Below are 22,853 nucleotides of genomic sequence, written 5' to 3'. Positions count from 1 at the left end.
CAGCAGTGTGCGCAGATATTTGCATTTTGTGCGGCTTTGCATTATACTATATCTGTATGCGCAGCACCCGCTGGGGCGGGCGGCGGCACACACTGGCTCTGCCGGGCGATTGCGCGGCAGAAAAGAAGGGAGAGGTCGGAAAAATATGGACATCGCTGTGGGAGATACCATCCTCACCCGCAAAAAGCACCCCTGCGGAGCATCCAGCTTCGAGGTGCTGCGGGTGGGCATGGATTTTAAGATCCGCTGCACCGGCTGCGGACGCGAGGTCATGCTGCCCCGCGCCAAAATTGAAAAGAACATCAAAAAGGTGGTAAAGCCCGGCAGCGCGCAGTAGCGCGGCCAACGCACCCGAACCGGAACGAATTTGTAAGGAGAACTGCAAGGATGCAAGATATTTCTTCCCGGATGGATGCGGTCTGCCGCCGCTTTGAGGAGCTTTCCATGCGGCTGAACCAGCCCGATACCGCCGCCGACCCGGCACGGTTCCGCAAACTGATGCGGGAGTACCACGACACCGAGCCGGTGGTGGAGGCTTACCGGGACTGGCAGACCGCGCTGGATCATCTGGCGCAGGCCAAAGCTCTGCTGGAGGAGCCCGGTTCGCTGGACCCGGACTTCAAGCAGATGATACAGCAGGAAATCAGCGAAAAAAGTCAAGATGTGGCAAAGCTGGAAAATAATCTCAAAATTTTGCTGTTGCCCAAGGACGTGAACGATGGCAAAAACGTCATCATGGAGATACGCGGCGGCGCCGGCGGCGAGGAAGCCGCCCTGTTTGCCCACAGTTTGCTGCGGATGTACACCATGTACGCCCAGAACCGTGGCTGGACGCTGGAGGTGCTCAACCTGAACGAGACCGAGCTTGGCGGCGTAAAGGAAGCCATCGTCTCAGTGGATGGCGCAGGTGCGTATAACCGGCTCAAGTACGAGAGCGGGGTGCACCGGGTGCAGCGGGTGCCGGAGACCGAAACGCAAGGCCGCATCCACACCTCTACCGCCACCGTGGCGGTAATGCCGCAGGCAGAGGAGGTGGACTTTGCGCTGGACATGAAGGACCTGCGCATTGATACTTTCCGATCCTCCGGTGCGGGCGGTCAGCACATCAACAAGACCTCCAGCGCCATCCGCGTGACCCATATCCCAACGGGTACGGTGGTGGAGTGCCAGAACGAGCGCAGCCAGTTCCAGAACAAGGATAAGGCCTTGGAAATCCTGCGCAGCCGCCTGCTTGCGCAAAAGCAGAAGGAGCAGCAGGATGCCATCAACGCCCAGCGTCAGGGGCAGGTGGGCACCGGCGACCGCAGCGAGAAGATCCGCACCTACAACTTCCCGCAGGATCGCTGCACCGACCACCGCATCGGGCTGACCGTCCACAATCTGGAAAAAATCATGGACGGCAATCTGGACGAGGTGATCGACGCCCTTGCCACCCGGGAACAGGCCGAAAAGCTGCAAAAGCTGGGTGGGTGACCCCTGTTTTTCGGGTGTAAAGCCATCTAAATAACTGACAAGCAAATATACTTTACAGATAGAAAGAACGATGATTCGTATGGAAATCAAAACCAGAGTTTTGCCTGCTGATGAAGCAGGCGTGGCCGAGGCCGCGCAGCTGCTGCGGCAGGGACAGCTTGTAGCCCTGCCCACCGAGACGGTCTACGGCATTGCCGCCGATGCCCGCAACGGCGCGGCGGTGCGCAATATCTTTGTAGCCAAGGGGCGCCCGCAGGATAACCCTCTTATCGTCCACGTCACCGGGCCGGAGATGCTGCCGGGTCTTGTCAGCGAGGTGCCGGAGCGTGCCCAGCTGTTGATGGCAGCCTTCTGCCCCGGGCCGTTGACCATCATCATGCCGCGCGGGCCGGAGGTGGCGGATGAATGCTGCGCCGGGCTGGATACCGTGGGCATCCGTATGCCCAGTCACCCGGTTGCGCGGGCGGTCATCCAGCAGAGCGGCTGCGCCTTTGCCGCCCCCAGCGCCAACCTTTCCGGCAAGCCCAGCCCCACCAACGCACAGGACGTGTTCACCGATATGGACGGTCGCCTGCCGCTGATCTTGGACGGCGGCGAGTGCGATGTGGGCGTGGAGAGCACCGTGGTGTCGGTGGTGGGAGAGAAGCCCACCCTGTTCCGCCCGGGGCACATCACGCTGGAGGACTTGGAGCGCGCCCTCGGCGAAGAGGTAGAGGTGTCCAAGGCCATTTTGGAAAAGCTGCCGGAGGGTGCTGTGGTGCGCAGCCCGGGCATGAAGTATAAGCACTACGCCCCCAAGGCCGATGTGACCTTGCTCAACGGCAGCTTTGAACAGTTCAAGGCCTATGTGGACGCCCATAAAGACGAGAACCCCAGCTGCCTGTGCTTTACCGGCGAAAGCGCAAAGCTGGATGTGCCCTGCGTGGAATACGGCCGCGAGGGGGACGGTGCCGATCAGGCAAAGCACATCTTCCGCTCCCTGCGGGCGCTGGATGAGCAGGGCGACAGCGTGGTCTACGCCCGCTGCCCGCAGAAGGACGGCCTGTCCATGGCGGTGTACAACCGCCTGATCCGCGCTGCAGCCTTCCGGGTGATCGATCTATGATAACTTTAGGCATCACGGGGCGCAGCGGCTGCGGCAAGTCCACGGTCACGGCGGTATTTGCCGCCCACGGCGTGCCGCTGGCGGACGCCGACCAGCTCAGCCGGGAAATTTTGCTGCCCGGCTCGCCGCTGCTGCCGCAGCTTGCGGCGCGGTTCGGCGGGGATATTTTAAAGCCGGACGGCACGCTGGATCGCCGTCTGTTGGCTGACCGCGCCTTTGCCACCCCGGAGGGCAAGGCCGCGCTGGACAGCCTGACCCACCCTGCCATCGTGGCACGCATCCGCGCTGCAAAGTGCGCGGCGCAGGCCGCCGGTGCACCCCTTTTTGTGCTGGACGGTGCGGTCATCGTGGGTACTGCGGCACAGGCTGAGTGCGACCGCCTGTGCGTGGTCACCGCACCCTTTGAAACCAGCGTGGCGCGTATCGTGGCGCGGGACGGCATCTCGCCGGAGATGGCCGCCCGCCGCCTGAACGCCCAAACCCCGGAAGAGACCTTGACCGCACAGGCAGACTACACCCTGCGCAATGACGCCGGGCTGGAGGCGCTGCAAGCCGCAGCTGCCCGCCTGTGTGAGCGGCTGCAGGCAGAAGGGGGCGTGACGGCAGCGCTTTGAACGAACAAAATTATGAAAAAGCCTACGACCCCATCGCCGCCCGGGAGCGCCGCGCCGCGCGGGAAAAACAGCGTATACGTAAACAGCAGCGCCGCCGACGGCGGCTGCTGCGGCTGGTTTCCCTGTTTCTGGTAGTGATCGTAGCAGTGTGTGCAGTGCCGCCTTTGTGTAACCGGGCAGAGCAATTTTTGTACCCCCGCAAGTACGAGCAGCTGGTGGAAAAATGGGCAACCGCCTACGAGCTGGACCCGCTGCTGGTCTACGCCTTTATCCGCACCGAAAGCGGCTTTGACCCGCAGGCCACCTCCAGTGTGGATGCCCGGGGCCTGATGCAGATGACCGAGGAGACCTTTCTCTGGATGCGCAGCAAGATCGCCCCGGAGGAGCCGCTGACCTTTGCCGACCTGTACGACCCCGACACTGCCATCCGCTTTGGGTGCTATTACCTGCACCTGTGCATGGCGCGCTACAAAGGGGATGTATCCACGGCGGCAGCGGCCTACCATAGCGGCTGGGGTACGGTGGATCAGCTGCTGCAAATGGAAGAACACTCGGCAGACGGGGAAACCCTGCAAGGCTTCCCCTATAACCAGATGCACCACTACGTCAACAAGATCACCGCCTGCTATCAGACCTATCAGCGTCTGTACGCAGGTCAATGATAAAAAGTTAAGGAGCGAAAAATCATGAGCGAAAAACTTAGTACAAAAGAGTACGCCGAAAAGCTGCTCTACACCCCTGAATACGCTGCCGACAAGCAGGCAGACGTAAAGGAAAAGGCTGCTGCCTTTGCCGAGGGCTACAAGAAATTTATGGACAGCGCCAAGACCGAGCGCGAGGCTGCCGTTGTCAGCGAGCAGATGCTGCTGGCTGCCGGCTACAAGGCCTTTGAACCCAAAAAGGCTTACGCCCCCGGCGAGAAGGTCTACTTCATTCAGGAGAACAAGGCCGTTGTGGCGGCTACCATCGGCCAGAAGCCCTATGAGGAGGGCTTCCGTCTGGTCATCGCCCACATCGATTGCCCCCGTCTGGATCTGCGTCCCAACCCGCTGTACGAGTCTGACCACATGAGCTACTTCCGCACCCACTACTACGGCGGCGTGCGCAAGTACCAGTGGGCTACCATCCCGCTGGCTATCCACGGCGTGTTCACCCGTGCCGACGGCTCCAGCGTCAACTTTGCCGTCGGTGAGGACGAGAACGATCCCGTGTTCTGCATCACCGACCTGCTGCCCCATCTGGGTGCCGAGCAGAATGAGCGCAAGCTCAGCGAGGGCATCAAGGGCGAGGAGCTGAACGTGCTTATCGGCTCTGACACCGTGGAGGAAGAGGACGTCAAGGAGGCTGTCAAGCTGAACACCCTCATCCTGCTGAACCAGAAGTACGGCATCACCGAGCGCGACTTCACCCGCGCCGAGATCGAAGTCGTGCCCGCTGCCAAGGCACGCGATGTGGGCTTTGACCGCTCCATGATCGGTGCCTACGGTCACGATGACCGCGTGGATGCTTACCCCGCACTGCTGGCCGAGATCGAGACCAAGGACCCCGTGCACACCACCATCTGCGTGCTGACCGATAAGGAAGAAATCGGCTCCGACGGCGTGACCGGTATGCAGAGCATGTATGTGTTCCACTTTATGCAGCTGCTCTGCCGTGCTGCCGGTCAGGACGACATTCTGGCCTTCCGCAACAGCGTGTGCCTGTCTGCGGACGTGACCGCCGCCTACGACCCCTCTTGGGCAAGCGCCTTTGAGAAGCAGAACGGCACCTACGCCGGCCGCGGCATTGCCATCTTCAAGTACACCGGCAGCCGCGGCAAGAGCTCTGCCAGCGATGCCAACGCCGAGCTGGTGGGCGACATCACCCGTATGCTGGATGCCAACAACGTGGCATGGCAGATCGGCGAGATGGGCCGTCTGGATCTGGGCGGCGGCGGCACCATTGCCAAGTATGTGGCAAACCGCGGCATCAAGGTGCTGGATCTGGGCGTGCCCGTGCTGTCCATGCACTCTCCCTTTGAGGTCATCCATAAGACCGACCTGTACATGGCTTACCGCGCCTTCAGCCTGTTCTGCCAGTCTGCGGACTAAAAAAATGCGTGCGCCGCAGCCTGCGGCATACACGCAATAAAAGCACCTTTTTACAGAGCCGTCTGCACATTTTTGTGCGGCGGCTCTGTTTTTTGCGCAAAACCCTTGACCTTCAACCGGCTTTAAGGTGTAATGTAAGGGCGGAGGTGAAGCAAATGAACATCAAACAGGCTTCCGAACAAAGCGGTGTGTCCGCCCCGAACATCCGCTTTTATGAAAAAGAAGGGCTCCTCACACCAGCGCGCAGGCAGGGCAACGACTACCGCGACTACACCGCCGGGGACGTCCGCACCCTCAAGCTCATCCGTATGCTGCGGATGCTGGATGTGCCGCTGCCCACCATCAGGGCGGTGCTGCATGGGGAACAGCCCCTGCAGCAGGCGCTGCAAGCCCAGCAGACCGTGTTGGAACAGCAGGCGGCGCAGCTGGCGGCAGCCATGCAATTTTGTGCCGACCTTGCCCGGCAGGCTCCGCAGACGGACACGCTGGACGTGGACGCCTGCCTGACCCGCATGGAAAGCCCCGCCCCGCAGCAGGGCTTCTTCTCCGGCTGGCTGCAGGATTACTGCACGCTGGCGCAGGTGCAGCATCAAAAGCACTTTTTCTTTATCCCGCAGGGCAGCATCAACACCCCGCAGGAGTTTACGGCGGCTTTGCAGGCCTATGCAGAGGAAAAGGAAATACAGTTCACCCTGACCAAAGAGGGAATGTACCCGGAGTTTTCGCTGGACGGCATCGCGTATAAAGCCTACCGCAACCCGGGCAAGTACCGGGACGAGATCTGCTGCGATGCCGTGCATCCCGAGCAGCTGGACGCAGGACTGCCTGCCCGGCGGGAGAAACTGCTGCGCATCCTGCGGATCGCTGTGCCGCCGGTGTGTACCTTTGCCGCCATTCTGGCGGCAGGGTGGGTGGTGACCGGTGGCGCAGGCTGGTTCTGGCTGGCGGCGCTGGTCTCTGCTGGGGTGCTGCTGGGACGCTGCCTTGAAAAGTGGCTGTAAGGCGCGTTACCCCAGCGGCAGCGCCTCGGCTACGGTCAAAAAAGTGTAGCCGTTATCCGTATACCATCGAATGATATCCGGCAGCGCCTCGGCGGTGGTGTGGGTGGTGGCAGAGTCGTGCATCAGCACCACGCAATGGGTCTGGTCGCCGGTCTCCCGCACCACGTTGCGGTAGATGGTATCCGCACTGGGGTGCCCGCCCACGGCGTCCTCGGCGCAGACGTTCCAGTCCACCCACTGCCAGCCGCGCTGCTCTACCTCGGTTTTCAGCTGCGGCATCAGCCCCTTGCCGCCGTAGCGGCGGCTCACGGTGTTGGTGCTGCCGCCGGGAAAGCGCAGGTACCGGATGTTCTCGGCGTCCACATAGGGGGAAATGCGCTCCTTCAGCAGGGCGATATCCTTCCAGTAGGCGGCGCTGCTGCGGTAGATGTCGCTGTATTCGTGGGAGGCAGAGTGCAGTGCAATTTGGTGCCCGGCGGCAGCAGCCTGCGTGAGCAGGGGCAGGTATTTCTCGTTGTAGCCGGTGGCTACCACAAAAAAGGTGCCGTGCACCCCGGCGGCGTCCAGCGCCGCCAGCACCTCCGGGGTGGTCTTGCTGGGGCCGTCATCAAAGGTCAGGCAGACCCATTTTTCCGGCAGGGAAGAGGCGGCGGGCGCACCGGCATCGGATGTAGCCACCGCCGGTGCGGCAGGGGAAAAGGGCGAAAAGTCCGGCGCGGCGGTCAGCTCGTTCAGCTTGCAGCCTACTGGTGCGCGTACCGGCATCAGCCACCCCGCCGCAAACGCTGCCAGTGCTGCTGCCAGCAGCCCGCCCCATAGTCCGATGCGCCCGCCGGTGCGCCGCACAAAAAGTTTCATATACAAACTCCTCCTTTGCTCTGGGCGCAGCGCCGCAGGCAGGCTTTCTACGCACAAATGACCTGTGCAATTGCCCGCAAGGCTGCTTTTGCGCGCGCTGCGCTGCTAATATAGATATGAAACTTAAAAAAACTTATGAGAAATAAAGAAACCACTTGACGAATTGCCGGAAATGTGTTACTATATGCAAGCAGTCCGCACCAACGGTTTTCTACCTCAAAAACCGGAGAACTGTACAACAGGTATGCGAGGGTGGCGGAACTGGCAGACGCGCACGTTTGAGGTGCGTGTGGTTTATCCTTGGGGGTTCGAGTCCCCTCCCTCGCACCAGAAGGCAAGTCGGTTTTTGACTTGCCTTTTTTCTATGAGCAGAAGTGGTGGAATGGCAGACACGCTGGTTTTAGGCACCAGTTCCTTGTGAGTGAGGGTTCAAGTCCCTTCTTCTGCATAACGTGAAAATCCGCATGAATACTGGAAGATTCAGTGTTCGTGCGGATTTTTTGTATTTGCGGCTTATCAAATACTATCGGATACTAACCGATATTTGCACTTACTTGCTATCCGAAAGTCTGCAAAAAGTCTGCAAGCTTTACAGGGCAAATCTGCGTGAATCGCCCTTAAAACGACACGAATCGCCCCGGGGATGTGTTGACAGGCTTTTTTGCGGAATGGTATAATGTTATTAGGGATAGTGTCGGTTTATACGGGAGCTGACACGCGGCACTTGTGCACTTTTGCGGAACTTTGTGCACAGCGCTTTGGCATAAAGCCTTTGGAAGAACGTATTGCGAAGGGGTCTGGCTGCGGGGCAACCGGGGGGGAGAAAACCTATGAAGCAGAAACAAAAAAATATACTGCTCATAGCAGGGATGCTGCTGGTGCTGCTGGTCGGCATCCTTGCTTACAGTGCCTATACCCAGAAGCAGATTTATCAGGAAAGCACGGAAAACCTGCTCTCCACCTATGGACAGTCTGCCAAGACCTTTACCATGTTTGCTCAGCGCAACTGGAACATCCTGACCGACTGGGACAGCTACTTGGGCGCCCTTGCCGAGCGGGGAGAACAGGAGGGACAGTGGCAGGAGTATATCGCCCAAAAGGCTACCTGGCAGTACACGGATTTTTACCTGTTCAACGAGCAGTGCGAGTTCTGGACCACCGCCGGGCGGCAGGGCACGGCAGAGCATATGAGGGCAACTTTTAAGGAGCTGTATACTGCAAATGCTCCAGTGATCACCAGCTCCACCTCCAGTCAGGGCATCCGTAAGATCATGTTTGCCATGCCTATGGAACAGCCCTTGCAGTTGGGTGACACCACCTATACGGCTCTGGCGGTCAGCTACGACAACGCCGTGCTGGAAAAGCTGCTGGGCAGCATGGTCTATGAGGGACAAAGCGATTGCTATATCGTGCGCTCAAACGGCGATGTGGTGCTTTCCACCGAGACAAAGACCGAGATCACCGAGCAGATGACCAACCTGTTTGATTATTTGCAGCAGAACGCCCGTGTGAATCAGCCCTACTATGACACCATGGTGCAGACCCTGCCGCAGGGCGGCGAGGGCTGCGTGCTGTACACGTTGAACCGGCAGAAATATTACCTGATCTATCAGCCGCTGGGGCTCATGGATTGGAGCATCATCGGTATCGTGCCCACGGGGGTGGTGGATGCCGGGATGCGCCGGGTGCAGATGGCTACCATCTTTGTCATTTTGCTGCTGGGGCTTCTGATCATGGCAGGCGTGATAAAGATCCTGCGTGACGCGGAGCGCAACCGCCGCCGGGAGCTGGAGCGCCGCCGGGAAAAGAGCGATATGATGTTCGCGGGCATGGCGCGCGTTGTGGAACGTTTTGTAGTGTGCGATCTGGATCACGACCGTTACCAGTACTACGAGCGGCGCGGAGAACCTGCGCAGGCTTATCAAAACGGACAACGACTCCCTCAAGCTGGAATATGCCGCCCGCGACAAGAGCGCGTTTTTCATGATGACGGTCGTTCCCATGGCGTGGAAGGAAAATCGCCTGACCCGCGTGATGATGATCGTGCAGGATATGGGCAAGCAGCATCTGCTGCAAAGCCTTGCCAACACCGATGGCCTGACCGGCCTGCTGAACAAGCGCTATTTTGACCGGGTGCTGACAGTGCTGGAGCAGCACAGTCAGCCCTTTGCACTGTTCTATATGGACTTGGATCGCTTCAAGCCTGTCAACGATACCTACGGCCATGATGTGGGCGACAAGCTGCTGAAGGGCGTTTCCCAGCGGCTGCAGGGCTGCATCCGCAGCCGGGACTACGCCTTCCGTCTGGGCGGTGACGAGTTCGCCCTGTTGTTGCTCGGCCCGATGGAGCCGGAGGCCTGCGCCAGCAAGATGAATATGATCTGTGAGATGGTCGCTGTGCCCTACGAGATCGACGGCAATACCGTGAGCGTGGGTGCCAGCTGCGGCTACGCCCTGTACCCCGCCGAAAGCGTGGATGCACAGCAGGTGCGCCATATCGCCGACCAGCGGATGTACGAGAACAAGCAGGCAAACCACGCCAGACAGGACGGCGCGGAAGGCATTTGAAATCGTTATACGTAAAGCAAGGCCGCAGCACGGTATTTTGTGCTGCGGCCTTGCCGTTATATTATGCTGTTACAGATGTAGCATATCCCGCTGGGCGGCAGCGCGGTAGCGCAGCGCAGCGGCGATAAAGCCCTTGAACAGGGGATGTGCACGGTTGGGGCGGCTCTTGAACTCCGGGTGGAACTGTGCACCCAGATGGAAGTCGCGGCCGGGCAGCTCCACAGTCTCCACCAGATGGCCGTCCGGGCTAGTGCCGGAGATGACCAGCCCGGCGTCCTGCATCTCCTGCCGGAAGTCGTTGTTGAACTCGTACCGGTGGCGGTGGCGCTCCCAGATCTCGCTCTCGCCGTAGCACTCGGCCATCTTGGTGCCGGGCACCACCGCGCAGGGGTACTTGCCCAGACGCATGGTGCCGCCCTTGGGGATGTTGCCCTGCTGGTCCGGCATCAGGGAGATGACGTTGTGGGCACCGTCCGGGGTGAACTCGCTGGAATTGGCGTCCTTGTAGCCCAGCACGTTGCGGGCAAACTCAATGACCATGATCTGCATACCAAGACAGATGCCGAAGCAGGGAACATGGTTCTCGCGGGCGTACTGGGCGGCTTGGATCATGCCCTCGATGCCGCGGTCGCCAAAGCCGCCGGGCACGATGATGCCGTCCACGTCCGCAAAGGCCTCCTTGCAGGCGGCCTGATCGGTCAGATCCTCACTTTCCACCCAGCGGATCTCCACCTGACTGTCGTTCTCAAACCCGGCGTGGTACAGGCTTTCCATCACCGAGAGGTAAGCGTCGTGCAGCTTGACGTACTTGCCCACCAGTGCAATGGTGCAGGTCTTGCTGCGGGTGGCAATGCGGGAGACCACCTGCTTCCACTCGGTCAGGTCGGCAGGGGGAACATCCAGATGCAGCTGCTGCACCACCACATCGTCCAGACCGTTGGTGTGCAGCATCAGCGGGCACTGGTAGAGGCTCGGCATGGTCAGGTTCTCAATGACACACTCCGGCTTGACATTGCAGAAGGTGCTGATCTTGCGGCGGATATCGCTGCCCACGCTGCCGTCTGCGCGCAGGATGATGATGTCGGGGCTTACGCCCATGCCCTGCAGCTCCTTGACCGAGTGCTGGGCAGGCTTGGATTTGTATTCGTCCGAGCCGGAGATGTAGGGCACCAGCACCACATGGATGAAGCAGCAATTGTCCCGTCCCTGCTCCAGACCAACCTGACGGATGGCTTCAAGGAAGGGCTGGCTCTCGATATCGCCGGTGGTGCCGCCGATCTCGGTAATGACAACATCGGCTTCGGTAGAGGAGGCCAGATTATAGATGTAGCTCTTGATCTCGTTGGTGATGTGGGGGATGATCTGCACCGTCTGTCCCAGATAAGCGCCCTGACGTTCCTTGTTCAGCACGTTCCAGTACACCTTGCCGGTGGTCAGGTTGGAGTATTTGTTCAGGTTTTCGTCGATAAAACGCTCATAGTGACCCAGATCCAAATCTGTCTCGGTGCCGTCATCTGTCACGAACACTTCGCCGTGCTGTAAGGGGCTCATGGTGCCCGGATCCACGTTTACATAGGGGTCCAGCTTCTGGCTGGCCACCTTCAGGCCGCGGCACTTCAAAAGCCGTCCCAGAGATGCAGCGGTAATGCCTTTGCCCAGACCGGAGACTACGCCGCCGGTCACAAAAATAAATTTTGCCATAAAATATACCTTCCTCTGTCGTAAAATAAAACTCTCCCATAAAAGGCCCGCTCCCAGCGCACACCTTTCCCTGCGGGTGCGGGGCGAAGCCCTGTTTCTCAGTCGCTTCTGTCAGCGTATTCCTCCAGCACCTCCTGCGCCACCTCGGCGCGGTCGCGGCGGGTGTCCATAGCCTGTTTTTCAAGGTAGCGGTGCGCCTCGGCCTCGGTCATGTGGGCGTGCTCTACCAGACAGCACTTTGCCCGGCTGATCAGCCGCAGCTGCCCGATCTTGTCCTGCAGGCGGGCGTTCTCCTGCCGCAGGCGCTGCAGGCGGTGGTTGCCCGCAGCCGCCATGTGCATGGCCTGCAAAAACAACGGGGTGGTGAAGGGCTTGCTCAGCAGCAGCACCCCCTGCTCGTTCAGGGGGGCAAGCAATTGCTCAGCCTGTGCGGCCTTTACCAGAAAGACCACACCGGCATCGGTCTGCTCCACAGCTGTAATGCACAATTCGTGCCCAAACTCATCGGGCAGGGGAGCATTGACCACGATCAACTCAAAATCAGATTCCGACATTCTGCGCCGCGCCTCGGCTCCGCTGGGAATGATCACCGGGCGGCTGTAACCCATCTCGGACAGCCGTGCGGCAATATATTCGTTGGAGTTGGCACCGGCGCTTACGATCAGTGCGCGTCCCATTTTCCGCACTCCTTTCTCCTGCGCAGGCAGGGATCAGATGGCGTTAAAATAGTAGACGCGCTCGTGCTCAGCTTGGTCGGGGGCACTCCGCAATGCGGCGCAGCGCTTGAGCTCCTCTGAGAAATAGCGCTTGGAAAGCCCCTCCGGCAGCACCTTGCGCAAGAACTCGCTCTCTTCGGCTACCTGCACCGCCTCCTCAAGGGTAGCGGGCAGGGTCTCAAGGCCAAGTCCCTCGGCCTCGGCAGCATCGAACAGGTTGCGGTTCACCGGCGGCTGCAAGACCATGCGCTGCTCAATGCCGTCCAGTCCGGCGGCAAGGATCAGACCAATGGCCAGATACGGGTTGCAGGCAGGGTCCGGGCTGCGCAGCTCCATGCGGCAGCTGTCGCCCTTGACCATGGGGATGCGCACCAGCTGGCTGCGGTTCTGGCGGCTCCAGCTCACATAGCGGGGCGCTTCGTCACAGCCAAAGCGCTGGTAGCTGTTGGGCAGGGGATTGGTGAATACGGTCAGTTCCCGGCTGTGTGCCAGCACACCGGCCATAAAGCTGCCTGCTATGCTGTCCGGGGCAATATCGCCCTCAAACAGGTTTTTGCCGTCCATGTAAAGCGAGAGGTTGATGTGCAGCCCGCTGCCGGCCTGCTGGGGCAGGGGTTTGGGCAGAAAGCTGGCATGCAGGCCGTTGCGCATGGCAATGGCACGGACGATCTGCTTAAAGGTCATCACGTTGTCGGCGGTTTTCAGCGGCCCGGCGTAGCGGCAGTCAATCTCGTTCTGGCCGTTGCCGCTTTCGTGGTGGCTATGCTGGGGTGCCATACCCATCTGCTCCATGGTCAGGCAGATATCCCGGCGCAGGTTTTCACCCGCATCCAGCGGCGCTACGTCAAAATATCCGCCGAAGTCAATGGGAATGCAGGTAGGGTGGCCACGGTCGTCCTTTTCAAATAGATAAAACTCGCACTCGGTACCCACGTTGCAGGTAAGCCCCAGCTTTTTGAATTTGCGGTTCACATCCCGCAAAAAGCCGCGGCAGTTGCCGCTGAAGGCTGCGCCGTCCGGCTTTTCCACATCGCAGAAGAACTGCATCACCCGCCCCTCGGTGGGACGCCACGGCAGGATGGTCACGGTGGAAAGATCCGGCCGCAGCACAAGGTCGCTTTCCTCAACGTGCATAAAGCCTGCAATGGAGCTGCCGTCAAAGCACACGCCCTCTTCCAGTGCCTTGGACAGGTTGCTGGCCAGCACGGCAATGTTCTTCTGGGTGCCAAAGATATCACAGAAGGCAAAGCGCACAAATTTGACGTTGTTGTCCTCCACGAAATCCAGAATATCCTGTTGGGTGGAATAGCTCATAAATAACCCCCCTTACAAAAACTGCATTTCAAATAAAACGCCCAAAGGCCTGCCCTCAAAAAGGGAGCAGGTCTTTGGGCTGGTGTAAGAAATAGGAAAAGGAGAATGGCTAATTGATCCGGCAGCCAGCGGATGCTTATTTTTTTACGCTGTCAGGAGATTATCAGACGTAGTAAAGCATCTTGCTGTAGCTGGGCAGAGGCCAGTAATCCTCGCCGCAGATGGTCTCGGCATCGTCGGCAGCGGCGCGCAGGGCGTCCATCACCGGGAGAACGTTATCGTGGAAGGCAACGGCCTTCTCGCTCTCGGTGGGCAGTACCTTGGCGGCATTCACGGCATCCTGCAGGGTGTCGATGGCATCGCTCATGGCATCGGCGTCAGAAGAAAGCTTTTCCAAAGTCTTGGTCTCGCTGCGCACGCTGATGTGCTCGCTGACAGCCAGCTTGGAGGCGGCGGTGTTGGCAACCTCGCTCATGTAGGCGTTGATGGCGGGCAGCAGCTGCTTGCGGGCCATCTCCAGCATGGTCAGAGCCTCGATGTTGATGATCTTGGAGTAGTGCTCCATCTCGACCTCATAGCGGCTCTCCATCTCCACCTTGGTCAGCACGCCGAACTCTTCCATCAGGGCGATGTTCTTGGGCTCGACCAGTGCGGGCAGAGCAGCGGGGGTGTTCTTCTTGTTGGGCAGGCCGCGCTTGGCTGCCTCGGCCTCCCACTCGGCGGTGTAGCCGTTGCCGTTGAAGATAACGCGGCGATGGTCGCGGATGGTGCGCTTGACCAGAGCGATAGCTGCGCTGGTAAAGTCCTCAGCGCCCTCCAGCTCGTCGGCGTAGCCCTTCAGCTCCTTGGCGACAGCGGTGTTCAGAATGGTGTTGCAGTCGCTCAGGTTCTCGGCAGAGCCGGGCATACGGAACTCGAACTTGTTGCCGGTGAAGGCGAAGGGGGAGGTACGGTTGCGGTCGGTGGTGTCCTTGCTGAACTTGGGCAGAACGTCCACGCCCAGATCCATCTTCATCTTGACGGGGCCGGCATAGGGAGAATCAGATGCAATAGCATCGATGACGGCTTCCAGCTCCTCGCCTACGAAGATAGAGATGATGGCCGGAGGTGCTTCGTTAGCGCCCAGACGGTGATCGTTGCCCGGGGTAGCCACAGAGGTGCGCAGCAGATCAGCGTACTCATCCACAGCCTTGATGACAGCGGCCAGGAAGATCAGAAACTGCAGGTTCTCCATGGGGGTGTCGCCGGGATCCAGCAGGTTCTCGTGGGTGGTGCTCATGGACCAGTTGTTGTGCTTGCCGCTGCCGTTCACACCTTCAAAGGGCTTCTCATGCTGCAGGCAGACCAGACCGTACTTGGGTGCGATCTTCTTCATCATCTCCATGGTCAGCAGGTTGTGGTCAATGGCCACGTTGGTGGTATCGAAGATGGGAGCAAGCTCGTGCTGGCAGGGAGCAACCTCGTTGTGCTTGGTCTTGGCGGGTATGCCCAGCTTCCACAGCTCCTCGTCCAGCTCCTTCATGAACTCGGAAACCTCGGGACGGATCACGCCGAAGTAGTGCTCTTCCAGCTCCTGACCCTTGGCAGAGGGAGCACCGAACAGGGTGCGGCCGGTGAGGATCAGATCCTGACGTGCCTCGTAGTCCTCCTTCTTGACAAGGAAGTACTCCTGCTCGGGGCCGACGGTGGTGGAAACGTAGTCCACATCCTTGCCGAACAGCTTCAGGATACGGACGGCCTGACCGGACAGTGCGTTCATAGAACGCAGCAGGGGAGTCTTTTTATCCAGAGCCTCGCCGGTGTAGCTGACGAATGCGGTGGGGATGCACAGCACATCATCCTTCACAAAGGCGTAGCTGGTGGGGTCCCATGCGGTGTAGCCGCGTGCTTCGCAGGTAGCGCGCAGACCGCCGGAAGGGAAGGAGGATGCATCGGGCTCGCCGCGTACCAGCTCCTTGCCGGAGAACTCCATGATGGCGGTGCCGTCGCCCACAGGGCTGACGAAGCCATCGTGCTTCTCGCTGGTGATGCCGGTCAAGGGCTGGAACCAGTGGGTGTAATGGGTGGCACCCAGCTCCATAGCCCAGCGCTTCATCACGCTGGCAACGACGTTTGCCACCTCAATATCCAGCGGAGCACCCTTGTGCAGGGTGTTCTTCAGGCTCTTGTAAGTAGCGCTGGGCAGGCGCTCCTTCATAACGTGCTCGTTAAAGACCTTGCTGCCGTAGATCTCCATAACATTTGCTGCCATAAATCCTACTCCTTACTTGATCTTATTTTTTTCTTTCGCCTTGGGTCTGCCGCAATGCAGAAACCCAAAGCTTGCTTACATCCTAGGGTGTATCTGAAAAGTCGAAAATTTAGTCTATTTCTACAAGCGCAGCCGGATTTTGCGTGAATCAGCCTTGAAATCCACAAAGGATTCCTGCGGCTATATGCCTTAAATCCCGCTTGTGCTTGCGAAATATTCGTCATTTTCTTTGTTTTCAGATACACCTTAACAAAAACGGCGCTGCGAGTCAGGAGGTGACCCACAGCGCCGTTGCTGTCTATGGCTAAGATTATAGTCTTTGCGGGCAAAAAAGGCAATTGACAAAACTGACGATTCTGCACAAACACGATCTCGGATTTTTGGAATAACCGCGATTGGTATGACTTTTGCATTGGAAAAGCCCCGTTCAGGACGGCTTTCTCCGGCTGAAAGGTGCGCAGCGCGCGGCAATTGTTCTTATTGTAAAAGCATCAGATGACCTGAAACAGGAAAAACTTGAGGTAGTTCGTTTCCGGCACGCCCCACAGAATGGGGTGATCCGGTGCCTGCTGCTTTACCTCGATCTGCCGCAGCTGCCGGTGAGCGTCCTTGGCGGCGGCGCGCAGCATCTTGATGAACAACTCCTCGGTGGCAAAGTGGGAGCAGCTGGCAGTAGCCAGATACCCGCCCCGGGGCAGCAGCTTCATGGCGCGGTAGTTGATCTCCTTGTAGCCACGCATGGCGTTCTCCACCGTGCGGCGCGCCTTGGTAAAGGCCGGGGGGTCCAGAATGATGAAGTCGTAGGGGCTGCCCTCTTTTTCCAGCCGGGGCAGCAGGGCAAAGGTGTCCTCGCAGAGGAAATCCATGTTGTCGAGACCGTTGCGCGCGGCGTTGCGCTTTGCCATGGCAATGGCTTCGGCGCTGATGTCGGCAGCAGTCACCCGGGCAGCCCCGCCCTTGGCCGCGTTCAAGGCAAAGCTGCCGGTATGGGTGAAACAGTCCAGCACGGTGTGCCCGGCGGCAAGGCGTGCCACCGCCCGACGATTATATTTCTGGTCAAGGAAAAAGCCGGTCTTTTGCCCGTTTTCAAAGTCCACATGGTAGTACACGCCGTTTTCACAGATCTCGGTCTGGGTGGTTTCCGGGTGGCTCTCGCCGGGCAGGGTGAACCAGCCCTTGTTTTGTTCCAGCCCTTCCTTGGCACGCAGGGCTTCATCGTTGCGCTCGTAGATGCCGTCAATGGTCTGGCCGTCCGCCCGCAGTACCTCAGCCAAAAGCGGGAAGAGCACCGGCTTCAGCTTCTCCATACCCACGCTCAAAGTCTGGGTGACCAGAACGTTGTTGAACCGGTCCACCGTCAGGCCGGGGAACTGGTCTGCCTCGCCAAAAATGAAGCGGCAGGCGGTAAGGTCGGCAGGTTCCAGCACGGTCTTGCGGTAAGCCCATGCGTACTCTACCCGGCGGCGCCAGAAGGCGGTATCAAAGGTATCGTTGGCATTGCGGGAAACAAGCCGCACCCGGATCTTGCTTTGCAGCGAGAGAAAACCGGTGCCGAGATAGGAACCCTTGGGGCTGACCACATCCACCAGCATGCCGTTTTCCGGCTCGGCGCCGGGGGCTTCCAGAATATCGTTCTCGTATACCCATGGATGCCCGCCCACCAAAAGACCTTCGGCGTGCTTGTTGACTTTATATACAGGATAAGTGCGTTCGCTTTTCATAAAATGCTCCTTCAACTAAGAATGCGCAAAATGATGCTTATTCTGCTCTTTATCATAACATAAAAATATGGTAGAATAAATACAAAATTTTGCGGAAGGAAGAGAACGCTATGGAGATCGAACGCAAATGGATGGTGACCGGCTGGCCGGAGGGGCTGCCTCTTGAGGAAGAATTCACCATGCGGCAGGGCTATATCAGTGTGCAGCCCACGGTGCGCATCCGGGAGGAGGCGCTGACCGGCGGCAGCACCGACTATATCCTCTGCTTCAAGTCCGCAGGGGGCTTGGCGCGGGAGGAGATCGAGCGCAGCATCGACAAAGACCTGTTTGCACAGCTGGAAGAGAAGATCATCGGCAAGCCCCTGATCAAAAAGGTGCGCCGGAGCTACCGCCTGCCGGACGGCGCGGTGCTGGAGGTGAACCATGTGGACGAGGGCCTGCCCACAGCGTTCTGGTACGCCGAGGTAGAGTACCCCACGGTGGAAGCTGCGCTCAGCTGGCAGCCTGCGGCCTGCGGCCTTGCGGCGTACCTCAACGATGAAGTAACGAACCAGCCCGGCCAGAGCATGGGCGCATACTGGGCACAAACCAGAGGGTAACGCCAAGAATACTGTGAAGGGAATGACTGCTTACGAAAAAGATCAAGCTGAAACTGGAACTCCAGTATAACTCGCCGGTGATCCTTACCTTTTTTCTTCTGTCCATGCTGGTACTGCTGGCAGACGGCTGGACGAACGGCTGGAGCACCATGAACCTGTTCTGCGTGTACCGCTCCTCGTGGCGGGACCCGCTGGGCTACATCCGGTTGTTCGGCCATGTGCTGGGCCATGCAAACTGGGAACATTTTCTCAACAATATGCTGCTGCTGTTGGTGGTGGGCCCGCCCATGGAGGAAAAATACGGCAGCATCCCGCTGCTCAAGGGCATTTTGTTCACCGCGCTGGTCACCGGCGTGCTGCAATGTGTCCTGTTTCCCCACACGGGGCTGCTGGGCGCGTCAGGTATCGTGTTCATGCTCATCATGCTGTCCTCGCTGGCGGGCTTTTCCGGCGGTATTCCGGTCACCATGCTGCTGGTGGCGGCGCTGTACTTCGGCCAGCAGGTATATGATATCATCTTTGTCCACGATAACGTAGCAAACTTTATGCACATCGTGGGCGGCTTGTGCGGCACGGCCTTCGGCTATTACTGCGCCCTCCACCGCCGCCCGGCGCGCAGCCGCAGATAAAAGAGAAGCATTATGGATAAAAACGGGATACCGGAGCGTCTGCGGACGCTCCGGTATCCCGTTTTTACAAGAAAAAAAATAATGAGTGCGACAAACTGGAAGTTGACATGCACTCCGTTAAGTAGACAATAAAAATAATATAAGATTTTATTCGCCGTTTCACCAAAGGAACGGTGAAATTTTTGTACAATCAGCCAGTTAAGCTACCCGATTCATGGCACTGACATGAGCCTGCATGGGAGTCTGGATGAACAGTCTGTGCTGGTAACGGCGGTTGTTGTAGTAGTCAATATAGTTTTCAATCGTGGAAATGAGCTGCTCTCGGCTTGTAAAAGTATGCCCATAATAGCACTCACGCTTCAGGATTCCCCAGAAGCCTTCCATCGGGCCGTTGTCAATGCAGCGGCCAACACGGGACATACTCTGTGTCATCCCGGCATCCAGCAGTTTCTTGTGGAAGGTTCTGCTGGTGTACTGGAATCCACGGTCGCTGTGGAACAGCGGGTGTGCATTCGGATTTTCCAGAACAGCTTTATCAAGCGTGTCAAAAACCAGCTTGTTGTCATTTCGGTCACGAATAACATAGCTGACGATTCTCCGGTCACACAAATCGAGAATCGCACTCAGATAGAGCTTGTGGATAATTGGACCTTCATGCCACTTGAACTCCGTTACATCGGTCAGCCACTTTTCGTTGGGATGCCCCGCCCAGAATTCCCGGTGCAGACGATTCTGTGCTGTTACCTGCGGGTCAGAAGCATTTCTGGTACAACCCTGTTTTCTGACCTTCATGATTGACTGGAGAAGTCTCTTGTGCGGTGGCTCTTTTTGTGTAGAACAATTTTAAATGGCGCCGCATTGCTGCTCTGGCCATATTCAGCGGAATTATGATTTGTTATCCCATTTTTACGGCAGAGGACGTAAGAGGTAACAGCTGCCGTTTCCAGTTACGACCCCTTCTGTGAAAAAGAGGTTCTGAAACGCCCGCAGGCGTTTCAGAACCTCAAATAGTAAAATATACTTTCCTAGAACAATGGCCAGAGCGGCAGCGGAGGCCATTCAAAATCGTGTTAGCATTAGTTTTTTCCTGTTTGTGTTTGGCAGCTGCTTGTGCTATCATAGAGAAAACAGGGCACAAAACGCCCCCAAAACAGGAGGGAGCCGTTATGGAAAAAATCAAGCTTGAGGTTGCAGGCATCCCGGCTGTCTTGTACGGCAAGCGCAGCCGCAAGGTCTATCTCTACGTCCACGGCAAAAACGGCAGCGCGGCCGAGGCTGCCCGCTTTGCCCGCACTGCCTGCCCGACAGGCTGGCAGGTGCTGGCTGTCGATCTGCCGGAGCACGGCACCCGGAAAAACAGCCCGGAAAAGCTGGTGCCATGGGTGGTCACCCGGGAATTGCAGGCGGTCTACGCCCGGATGCAGCCGGTGTGGAAGCATATCCGTGTGTACGGGGTCAGTATCGGGGCGTGGTTCGCCATGCAGGCGTTGCAGTCGCAGCAGCCGGAAAAGGCTCTGCTGGTGTCCCCGTTGGTGGATATGGAAAAGCTCATCCTTGACCTGATGCAGCAGGCAGGGGTGACAGAGGAGCAGCTGCGCACGGCAGGGGAGATCCCCACAGACTTTGGGGAGACGCTTTCGTGGCCGTATCTGTGCTGGGTGCGGGAACATCCGCTGCATTGGAAGGTGCCCACACAGGTGCTCTATGCCGATACAGACCCCCTTACCGGGCACACTGTCATGGAGCAGTTCCGGCAGCAGACCGGGGCGCATCTGACCATTCTGGAGGGCGGGGAACACTGGTTCCATACAGAGACCCAGCTCGCTGCTCTGCAAAGCTGGGAAAGCTATCATTTATAAAAAGCAGGCTCTCTTTGCATCTTGCCTGTGAGAACGTAAGCCCGGAAGATCCGCAGATCATCCGGGTTTACATGTAAATACTCTTCCATAACAAAACGCCGCTGACGGCTTTGTGCATCGTCAGCGGCGTTTTGTTTATTGAAAACAGGATTGTGAATGGCAGAATTAAAATCAGACGTTTGCTTCGCTGTTGTGCTCAGCCTTCTTATATGCGGAGAAGGAGTGGAACACAATGTTCAGGCCCAGCACGATCAGCAGCACGGCAAGGATCAGCTGCAGGCCGTTTGCGATGAACACAGCACCCCAGGTGGTCTCACCGGCAGGGATGGTAACAGAAGCGGCGGTGCTGATGGCCTTGACCATAGCGATCAGGCGCTGCACCAGTGCGGTAAAGGTGACGCACAGCATGATGATCAGCGGGGGGAACAGCATCTTGTTGCTGCGGCCGGTCACCTTCAGGAACACGCACAGGGTAGCCAGCACCAGTGCGCTCAGCAGCTGGTTGGCAGAACCGAACAGCGGCCAGATGTTGGCGTAGCCGATCTTGGTCAGGATGAAGCCGAACACCAGAGTGATGAAGGTGGAGAAGTACACATTGCAGAAGAGCTTGCGCCAGCCCTCAGCGTGCTCCATGTCGTCCACGCTGAACAGCTCCTGAAAGCTCATGCGGCCAATGCGGGCCACGGCATCCAGACTGGTCAGAGCCAGTGCGGAAACGCACATGGTCATGAACACGGTAGCAGCGTAAGCGGGCACGCCGAACATTTCAAAGAAACCGGCAACGCCGCGGCTGAAAATCTGGAACGGGGTGCCAGCGGCAGGGGTGCCGTCGGCAGCTGCGGCAGCACCGGCAACGCACAGAGCCAGAACAGCCAGCAGGCTTTCAAGGATCATGGCACCGTAGCCGACCTTCAGCATATCCTTCTCGTTCTCAACGGTCTTGGAGGAAGTACCGGAGGAAACAAGGCTGTGGAAGCCGGAAACTGCACCGCAAGCCACGGTGACGAACAGGATGGGGAACATGGTGCCCAGCTTTTCGTTGGTAAAGCCGGTGAACACAGGCAGGTTCATGGCGGGGTGTGCCACCAGCAGGCCAACCACAGCGCCCACGATCATGGCCACAAACATAAAGGTGGTCATGTGGTCACGGGGCTGCTTGAGCAGCCACATGGGCAGCACAGCAGCAAAGAAGATGTAAACAAAGGTGATGTAGCTCCAAGCGGCCTTGCCCAGGATCAGGGGCAGGTTTGCGCCGATGACAAAGGACAGCACGATGAACACGATGCTGATAACGCTTTCCTTCCAGCCGGAGAAGTTGAACTTCTTCTGCAGCAGGCCAAAGACAACGGCGAACACCATGAACATGATGGAAACCATACCGGCAGCGCCGTTGGTCTTGGCAGCCTCGACCATTGCGCCGTCTGCACCGAAGGCATTGAAGGTGCCGGCAACCATGTCCGCAAAGGCGGCGATGACGATGCCGCAGAACAGCCAGCAGAACAGCAGGAACAGCTTGCGGCCGGTCTTGCCGATGTACTTTTCAATCAGCATACCCATGCTCTTGCCGTCGTTCTTAACGGAAGCATACAGGGCGCCAAAGTCGGTAACAGCGCCGAAGAAGATGCCGCCCAGCAGCACCCACAGCAGCACTGGCAGCCAGCCGAAAGCGGCGGCCTGAATGGCACCGGTAACAGGGCCTGCACCGGCAATGGAGCTGAACTGGTGAGCAAACACCGTCCAGCCGTTGGTGGGCACATAGTCCCGGCCATCCTCGTGGACGACTGCCGGGGTCTTGGCTGCGGGGTCGATGCCCCATTTGTTAGCCAGCCAGCGGCCGTAAAGCACATAAGCGCCAAACAGGCACGCCGCTGCGATCAATACGATGACCAGCGTATTCATAGTTTTCTACCTCTTTCCTTTTTTCACTCCGCAACAGGTTCGGAACGATAGGCTGCCGTCCGGCAAAGTGTTGCCCCAGAGTGTAAAAAACCTTCGTCCTCAGCACATGACCGGTTTCCCGGTCACACTCCGAAGACGAAGGCTTCTGCTCCCGCCTGCCAGGGCAGGGGCATTACTCCGCGGTACCACTTCGCTTGCTGTGTTAAAACAGCCACTCTCCCACGCATGGTACGCTGACCATGCTGCCCGATAACGTGGGCTGGACGGCACCGTGCTACTAAGGGGCACAAAACCCGGTTCACACAGGCTGCTCGCAGGCGAGGGTCTTCTGCTCCTGACTGCCGCTTTTTCACCCGAGAAGCGGCTCGCTGAAAGAGGGTGATGCAGAAGATCATGTCCTGTTCCTTGCATTTGCTGAATGATTGTGTCCTACTTTATTCCCGTTTTCATCAATT

20 protein-coding genes and 2 tRNA genes are annotated in these 22,853 nt (G+C 58.4%); 14 read left to right on the top strand and 8 right to left on the bottom strand.

All coding sequences use genetic code 11. The features are described from left to right. Positions 1 to 145: 145 nt before the first annotated feature. The 7 genes from ACXPUX_RS10845 (at position 146) to ACXPUX_RS10815 (ending at position 6,283) form a co-directional block, all read left to right on the top strand. Positions 146 to 337 (top strand): DUF951 domain-containing protein, encoded by a 192-nt coding sequence (locus ACXPUX_RS10845; protein ID WP_005926458.1) that lies wholly within the window; start codon positions 146 to 148, stop codon positions 335 to 337. A gap of 50 nt (positions 338 to 387) precedes the next feature. Further along, positions 388 to 1,473 carry a peptide chain release factor 1 gene (gene prfA, locus ACXPUX_RS10840; RefSeq protein WP_458828305.1) on the top strand — a complete coding sequence of 362 codons (1,086 nt, stop codon included), beginning with the start codon at positions 388 to 390 and terminating at the stop codon, positions 1,471 to 1,473. A 79-nt stretch (positions 1,474 to 1,552) separates the two neighbouring features. Beyond that, entirely contained in the window at positions 1,553 to 2,578 is a 1,026-nt protein-coding gene (locus ACXPUX_RS10835) for an L-threonylcarbamoyladenylate synthase (RefSeq protein ID WP_458828304.1), read from the top strand. Continuing rightward, the gene (coaE, locus tag ACXPUX_RS10830) at positions 2,575 to 3,192 is read left to right on the top strand and encodes a dephospho-CoA kinase (RefSeq protein WP_458828303.1); all 618 of its coding nucleotides are present in this window, start codon (positions 2,575 to 2,577) and stop codon (positions 3,190 to 3,192) included. Before ACXPUX_RS10835 ends, coaE begins: the two co-directional genes overlap by 4 nt. Next, on the top strand, positions 3,189 to 3,854 hold the full coding sequence (locus tag ACXPUX_RS10825) for a lytic transglycosylase domain-containing protein (protein WP_458828302.1): 666 nt from the start codon (positions 3,189 to 3,191) through the stop codon (positions 3,852 to 3,854). Before coaE ends, ACXPUX_RS10825 begins: the two co-directional genes overlap by 4 nt. A gap of 24 nt (positions 3,855 to 3,878) precedes the next feature. Next, on the top strand, positions 3,879 to 5,282 hold the full coding sequence (locus ACXPUX_RS10820) for an aminopeptidase (protein ID WP_458828301.1): 1,404 nt from the start codon (positions 3,879 to 3,881) through the stop codon (positions 5,280 to 5,282). Between the two features lie 155 nt (positions 5,283 to 5,437). Next, a complete protein-coding gene (locus ACXPUX_RS10815; protein ID WP_458828300.1) occupies positions 5,438 to 6,283 on the top strand; it encodes a MerR family transcriptional regulator in 846 nt (281 codons plus the stop codon). 6 nt (positions 6,284 to 6,289) lie between these two features. Here the strand turns inward: ACXPUX_RS10815 and ACXPUX_RS10810 are convergent, their stop codons facing one another. Beyond that, a complete protein-coding gene (locus ACXPUX_RS10810) occupies positions 6,290 to 7,141 on the bottom strand; it encodes a polysaccharide deacetylase family protein (protein WP_458828299.1) in 852 nt (283 codons plus the stop codon). A 246-nt stretch (positions 7,142 to 7,387) separates the two neighbouring features. On the opposite strand from ACXPUX_RS10810, the gene ACXPUX_RS10805 reads away from it, so the two are divergent. From ACXPUX_RS10805 to ACXPUX_RS10790, 4 genes are all read left to right on the top strand, one after another. Next, positions 7,388 to 7,471 (top strand) — tRNA-Leu (locus tag ACXPUX_RS10805). A 38-nt stretch (positions 7,472 to 7,509) separates the two neighbouring features. Then, positions 7,510 to 7,589: transfer RNA gene (locus ACXPUX_RS10800), tRNA-Leu, on the top strand. Between the two features lie 382 nt (positions 7,590 to 7,971). Beyond that, positions 7,972 to 9,270, top strand: a complete 1,299-nt coding sequence (locus ACXPUX_RS10795) for a PDC sensor domain-containing protein (RefSeq protein WP_458828298.1) — start codon at positions 7,972 to 7,974, stop codon at positions 9,268 to 9,270. Beyond that, positions 9,176 to 9,709: a GGDEF domain-containing protein gene (locus tag ACXPUX_RS10790; protein ID WP_458831229.1), complete on the top strand. Its 534-nt coding sequence runs from the start codon at positions 9,176 to 9,178 to the stop codon at positions 9,707 to 9,709. The genes ACXPUX_RS10795 and ACXPUX_RS10790 overlap by 95 nt, the downstream gene beginning before the upstream one ends. Before the next feature lie 69 nt (positions 9,710 to 9,778). Here the strand turns inward: ACXPUX_RS10790 and ACXPUX_RS10785 are convergent, their stop codons facing one another. The 5 genes from ACXPUX_RS10785 to ACXPUX_RS10765 all read right to left on the bottom strand — a co-directional run bounded on the left by ACXPUX_RS10785 (position 9,779) and on the right by ACXPUX_RS10765 (position 17,412). Further along, on the bottom strand, positions 9,779 to 11,410 hold the full coding sequence (locus tag ACXPUX_RS10785) for a CTP synthase (protein ID WP_458828297.1): 1,632 nt from the start codon (positions 11,408 to 11,410) through the stop codon (positions 9,779 to 9,781). 98 nt (positions 11,411 to 11,508) lie between these two features. After that, complete coding sequence (locus ACXPUX_RS10780; RefSeq protein WP_458828296.1) at positions 11,509 to 12,087, bottom strand: ANTAR domain-containing response regulator; 579 nt, start codon at positions 12,085 to 12,087, stop codon at positions 11,509 to 11,511. A gap of 33 nt (positions 12,088 to 12,120) precedes the next feature. Then, the gene (locus tag ACXPUX_RS10775; RefSeq protein WP_458828295.1) at positions 12,121 to 13,440 is read right to left on the bottom strand and encodes a glutamine synthetase family protein; all 1,320 of its coding nucleotides are present in this window, start codon (positions 13,438 to 13,440) and stop codon (positions 12,121 to 12,123) included. Between the two features lie 163 nt (positions 13,441 to 13,603). Beyond that, positions 13,604 to 15,691, bottom strand: a complete 2,088-nt coding sequence (locus tag ACXPUX_RS10770; RefSeq protein WP_458828294.1) for a glutamine synthetase III family protein — start codon at positions 15,689 to 15,691, stop codon at positions 13,604 to 13,606. Between the two features lie 491 nt (positions 15,692 to 16,182). Next, the gene (locus tag ACXPUX_RS10765) at positions 16,183 to 17,412 is read right to left on the bottom strand and encodes a class I SAM-dependent rRNA methyltransferase (RefSeq protein ID WP_458828293.1); all 1,230 of its coding nucleotides are present in this window, start codon (positions 17,410 to 17,412) and stop codon (positions 16,183 to 16,185) included. A gap of 110 nt (positions 17,413 to 17,522) precedes the next feature. On the opposite strand from ACXPUX_RS10765, the gene ACXPUX_RS10760 reads away from it, so the two are divergent. After that, the gene (locus ACXPUX_RS10760) at positions 17,523 to 18,011 is read left to right on the top strand and encodes a CYTH domain-containing protein (protein WP_458828291.1); all 489 of its coding nucleotides are present in this window, start codon (positions 17,523 to 17,525) and stop codon (positions 18,009 to 18,011) included. A 77-nt stretch (positions 18,012 to 18,088) separates the two neighbouring features. Next, the gene (locus ACXPUX_RS10755; protein ID WP_458828290.1) at positions 18,089 to 18,640 is read left to right on the top strand and encodes a rhomboid family intramembrane serine protease; all 552 of its coding nucleotides are present in this window, start codon (positions 18,089 to 18,091) and stop codon (positions 18,638 to 18,640) included. A 198-nt stretch (positions 18,641 to 18,838) separates the two neighbouring features. Here the strand turns inward: ACXPUX_RS10755 and ACXPUX_RS10750 are convergent, their stop codons facing one another. Next, positions 18,839 to 19,432: an IS3 family transposase gene (locus ACXPUX_RS10750; protein WP_458828288.1), complete on the bottom strand. Its 594-nt coding sequence runs from the start codon at positions 19,430 to 19,432 to the stop codon at positions 18,839 to 18,841. Positions 19,433 to 19,806: 374 nt separating this feature from the next. On the opposite strand from ACXPUX_RS10750, the gene ACXPUX_RS10745 reads away from it, so the two are divergent. Further along, complete coding sequence (locus ACXPUX_RS10745; protein ID WP_458828287.1) at positions 19,807 to 20,499, top strand: alpha/beta hydrolase; 693 nt, start codon at positions 19,807 to 19,809, stop codon at positions 20,497 to 20,499. A 171-nt stretch (positions 20,500 to 20,670) separates the two neighbouring features. On the opposite strand, the gene ACXPUX_RS10740 is transcribed toward ACXPUX_RS10745, so the two are convergent. Further along, positions 20,671 to 22,398: a carbon starvation CstA family protein gene (locus ACXPUX_RS10740; RefSeq protein WP_458828286.1), complete on the bottom strand. Its 1,728-nt coding sequence runs from the start codon at positions 22,396 to 22,398 to the stop codon at positions 20,671 to 20,673. Positions 22,399 to 22,853: the final 455 nt, after the last annotated feature.

It is taken from the genome of Faecalibacterium sp. PGM34, assembly GCF_054456555.1.
The sequence above is the reverse complement of the archived record's forward strand: the minus strand, read 5'-3'. Positions and strand labels throughout refer to the sequence as shown.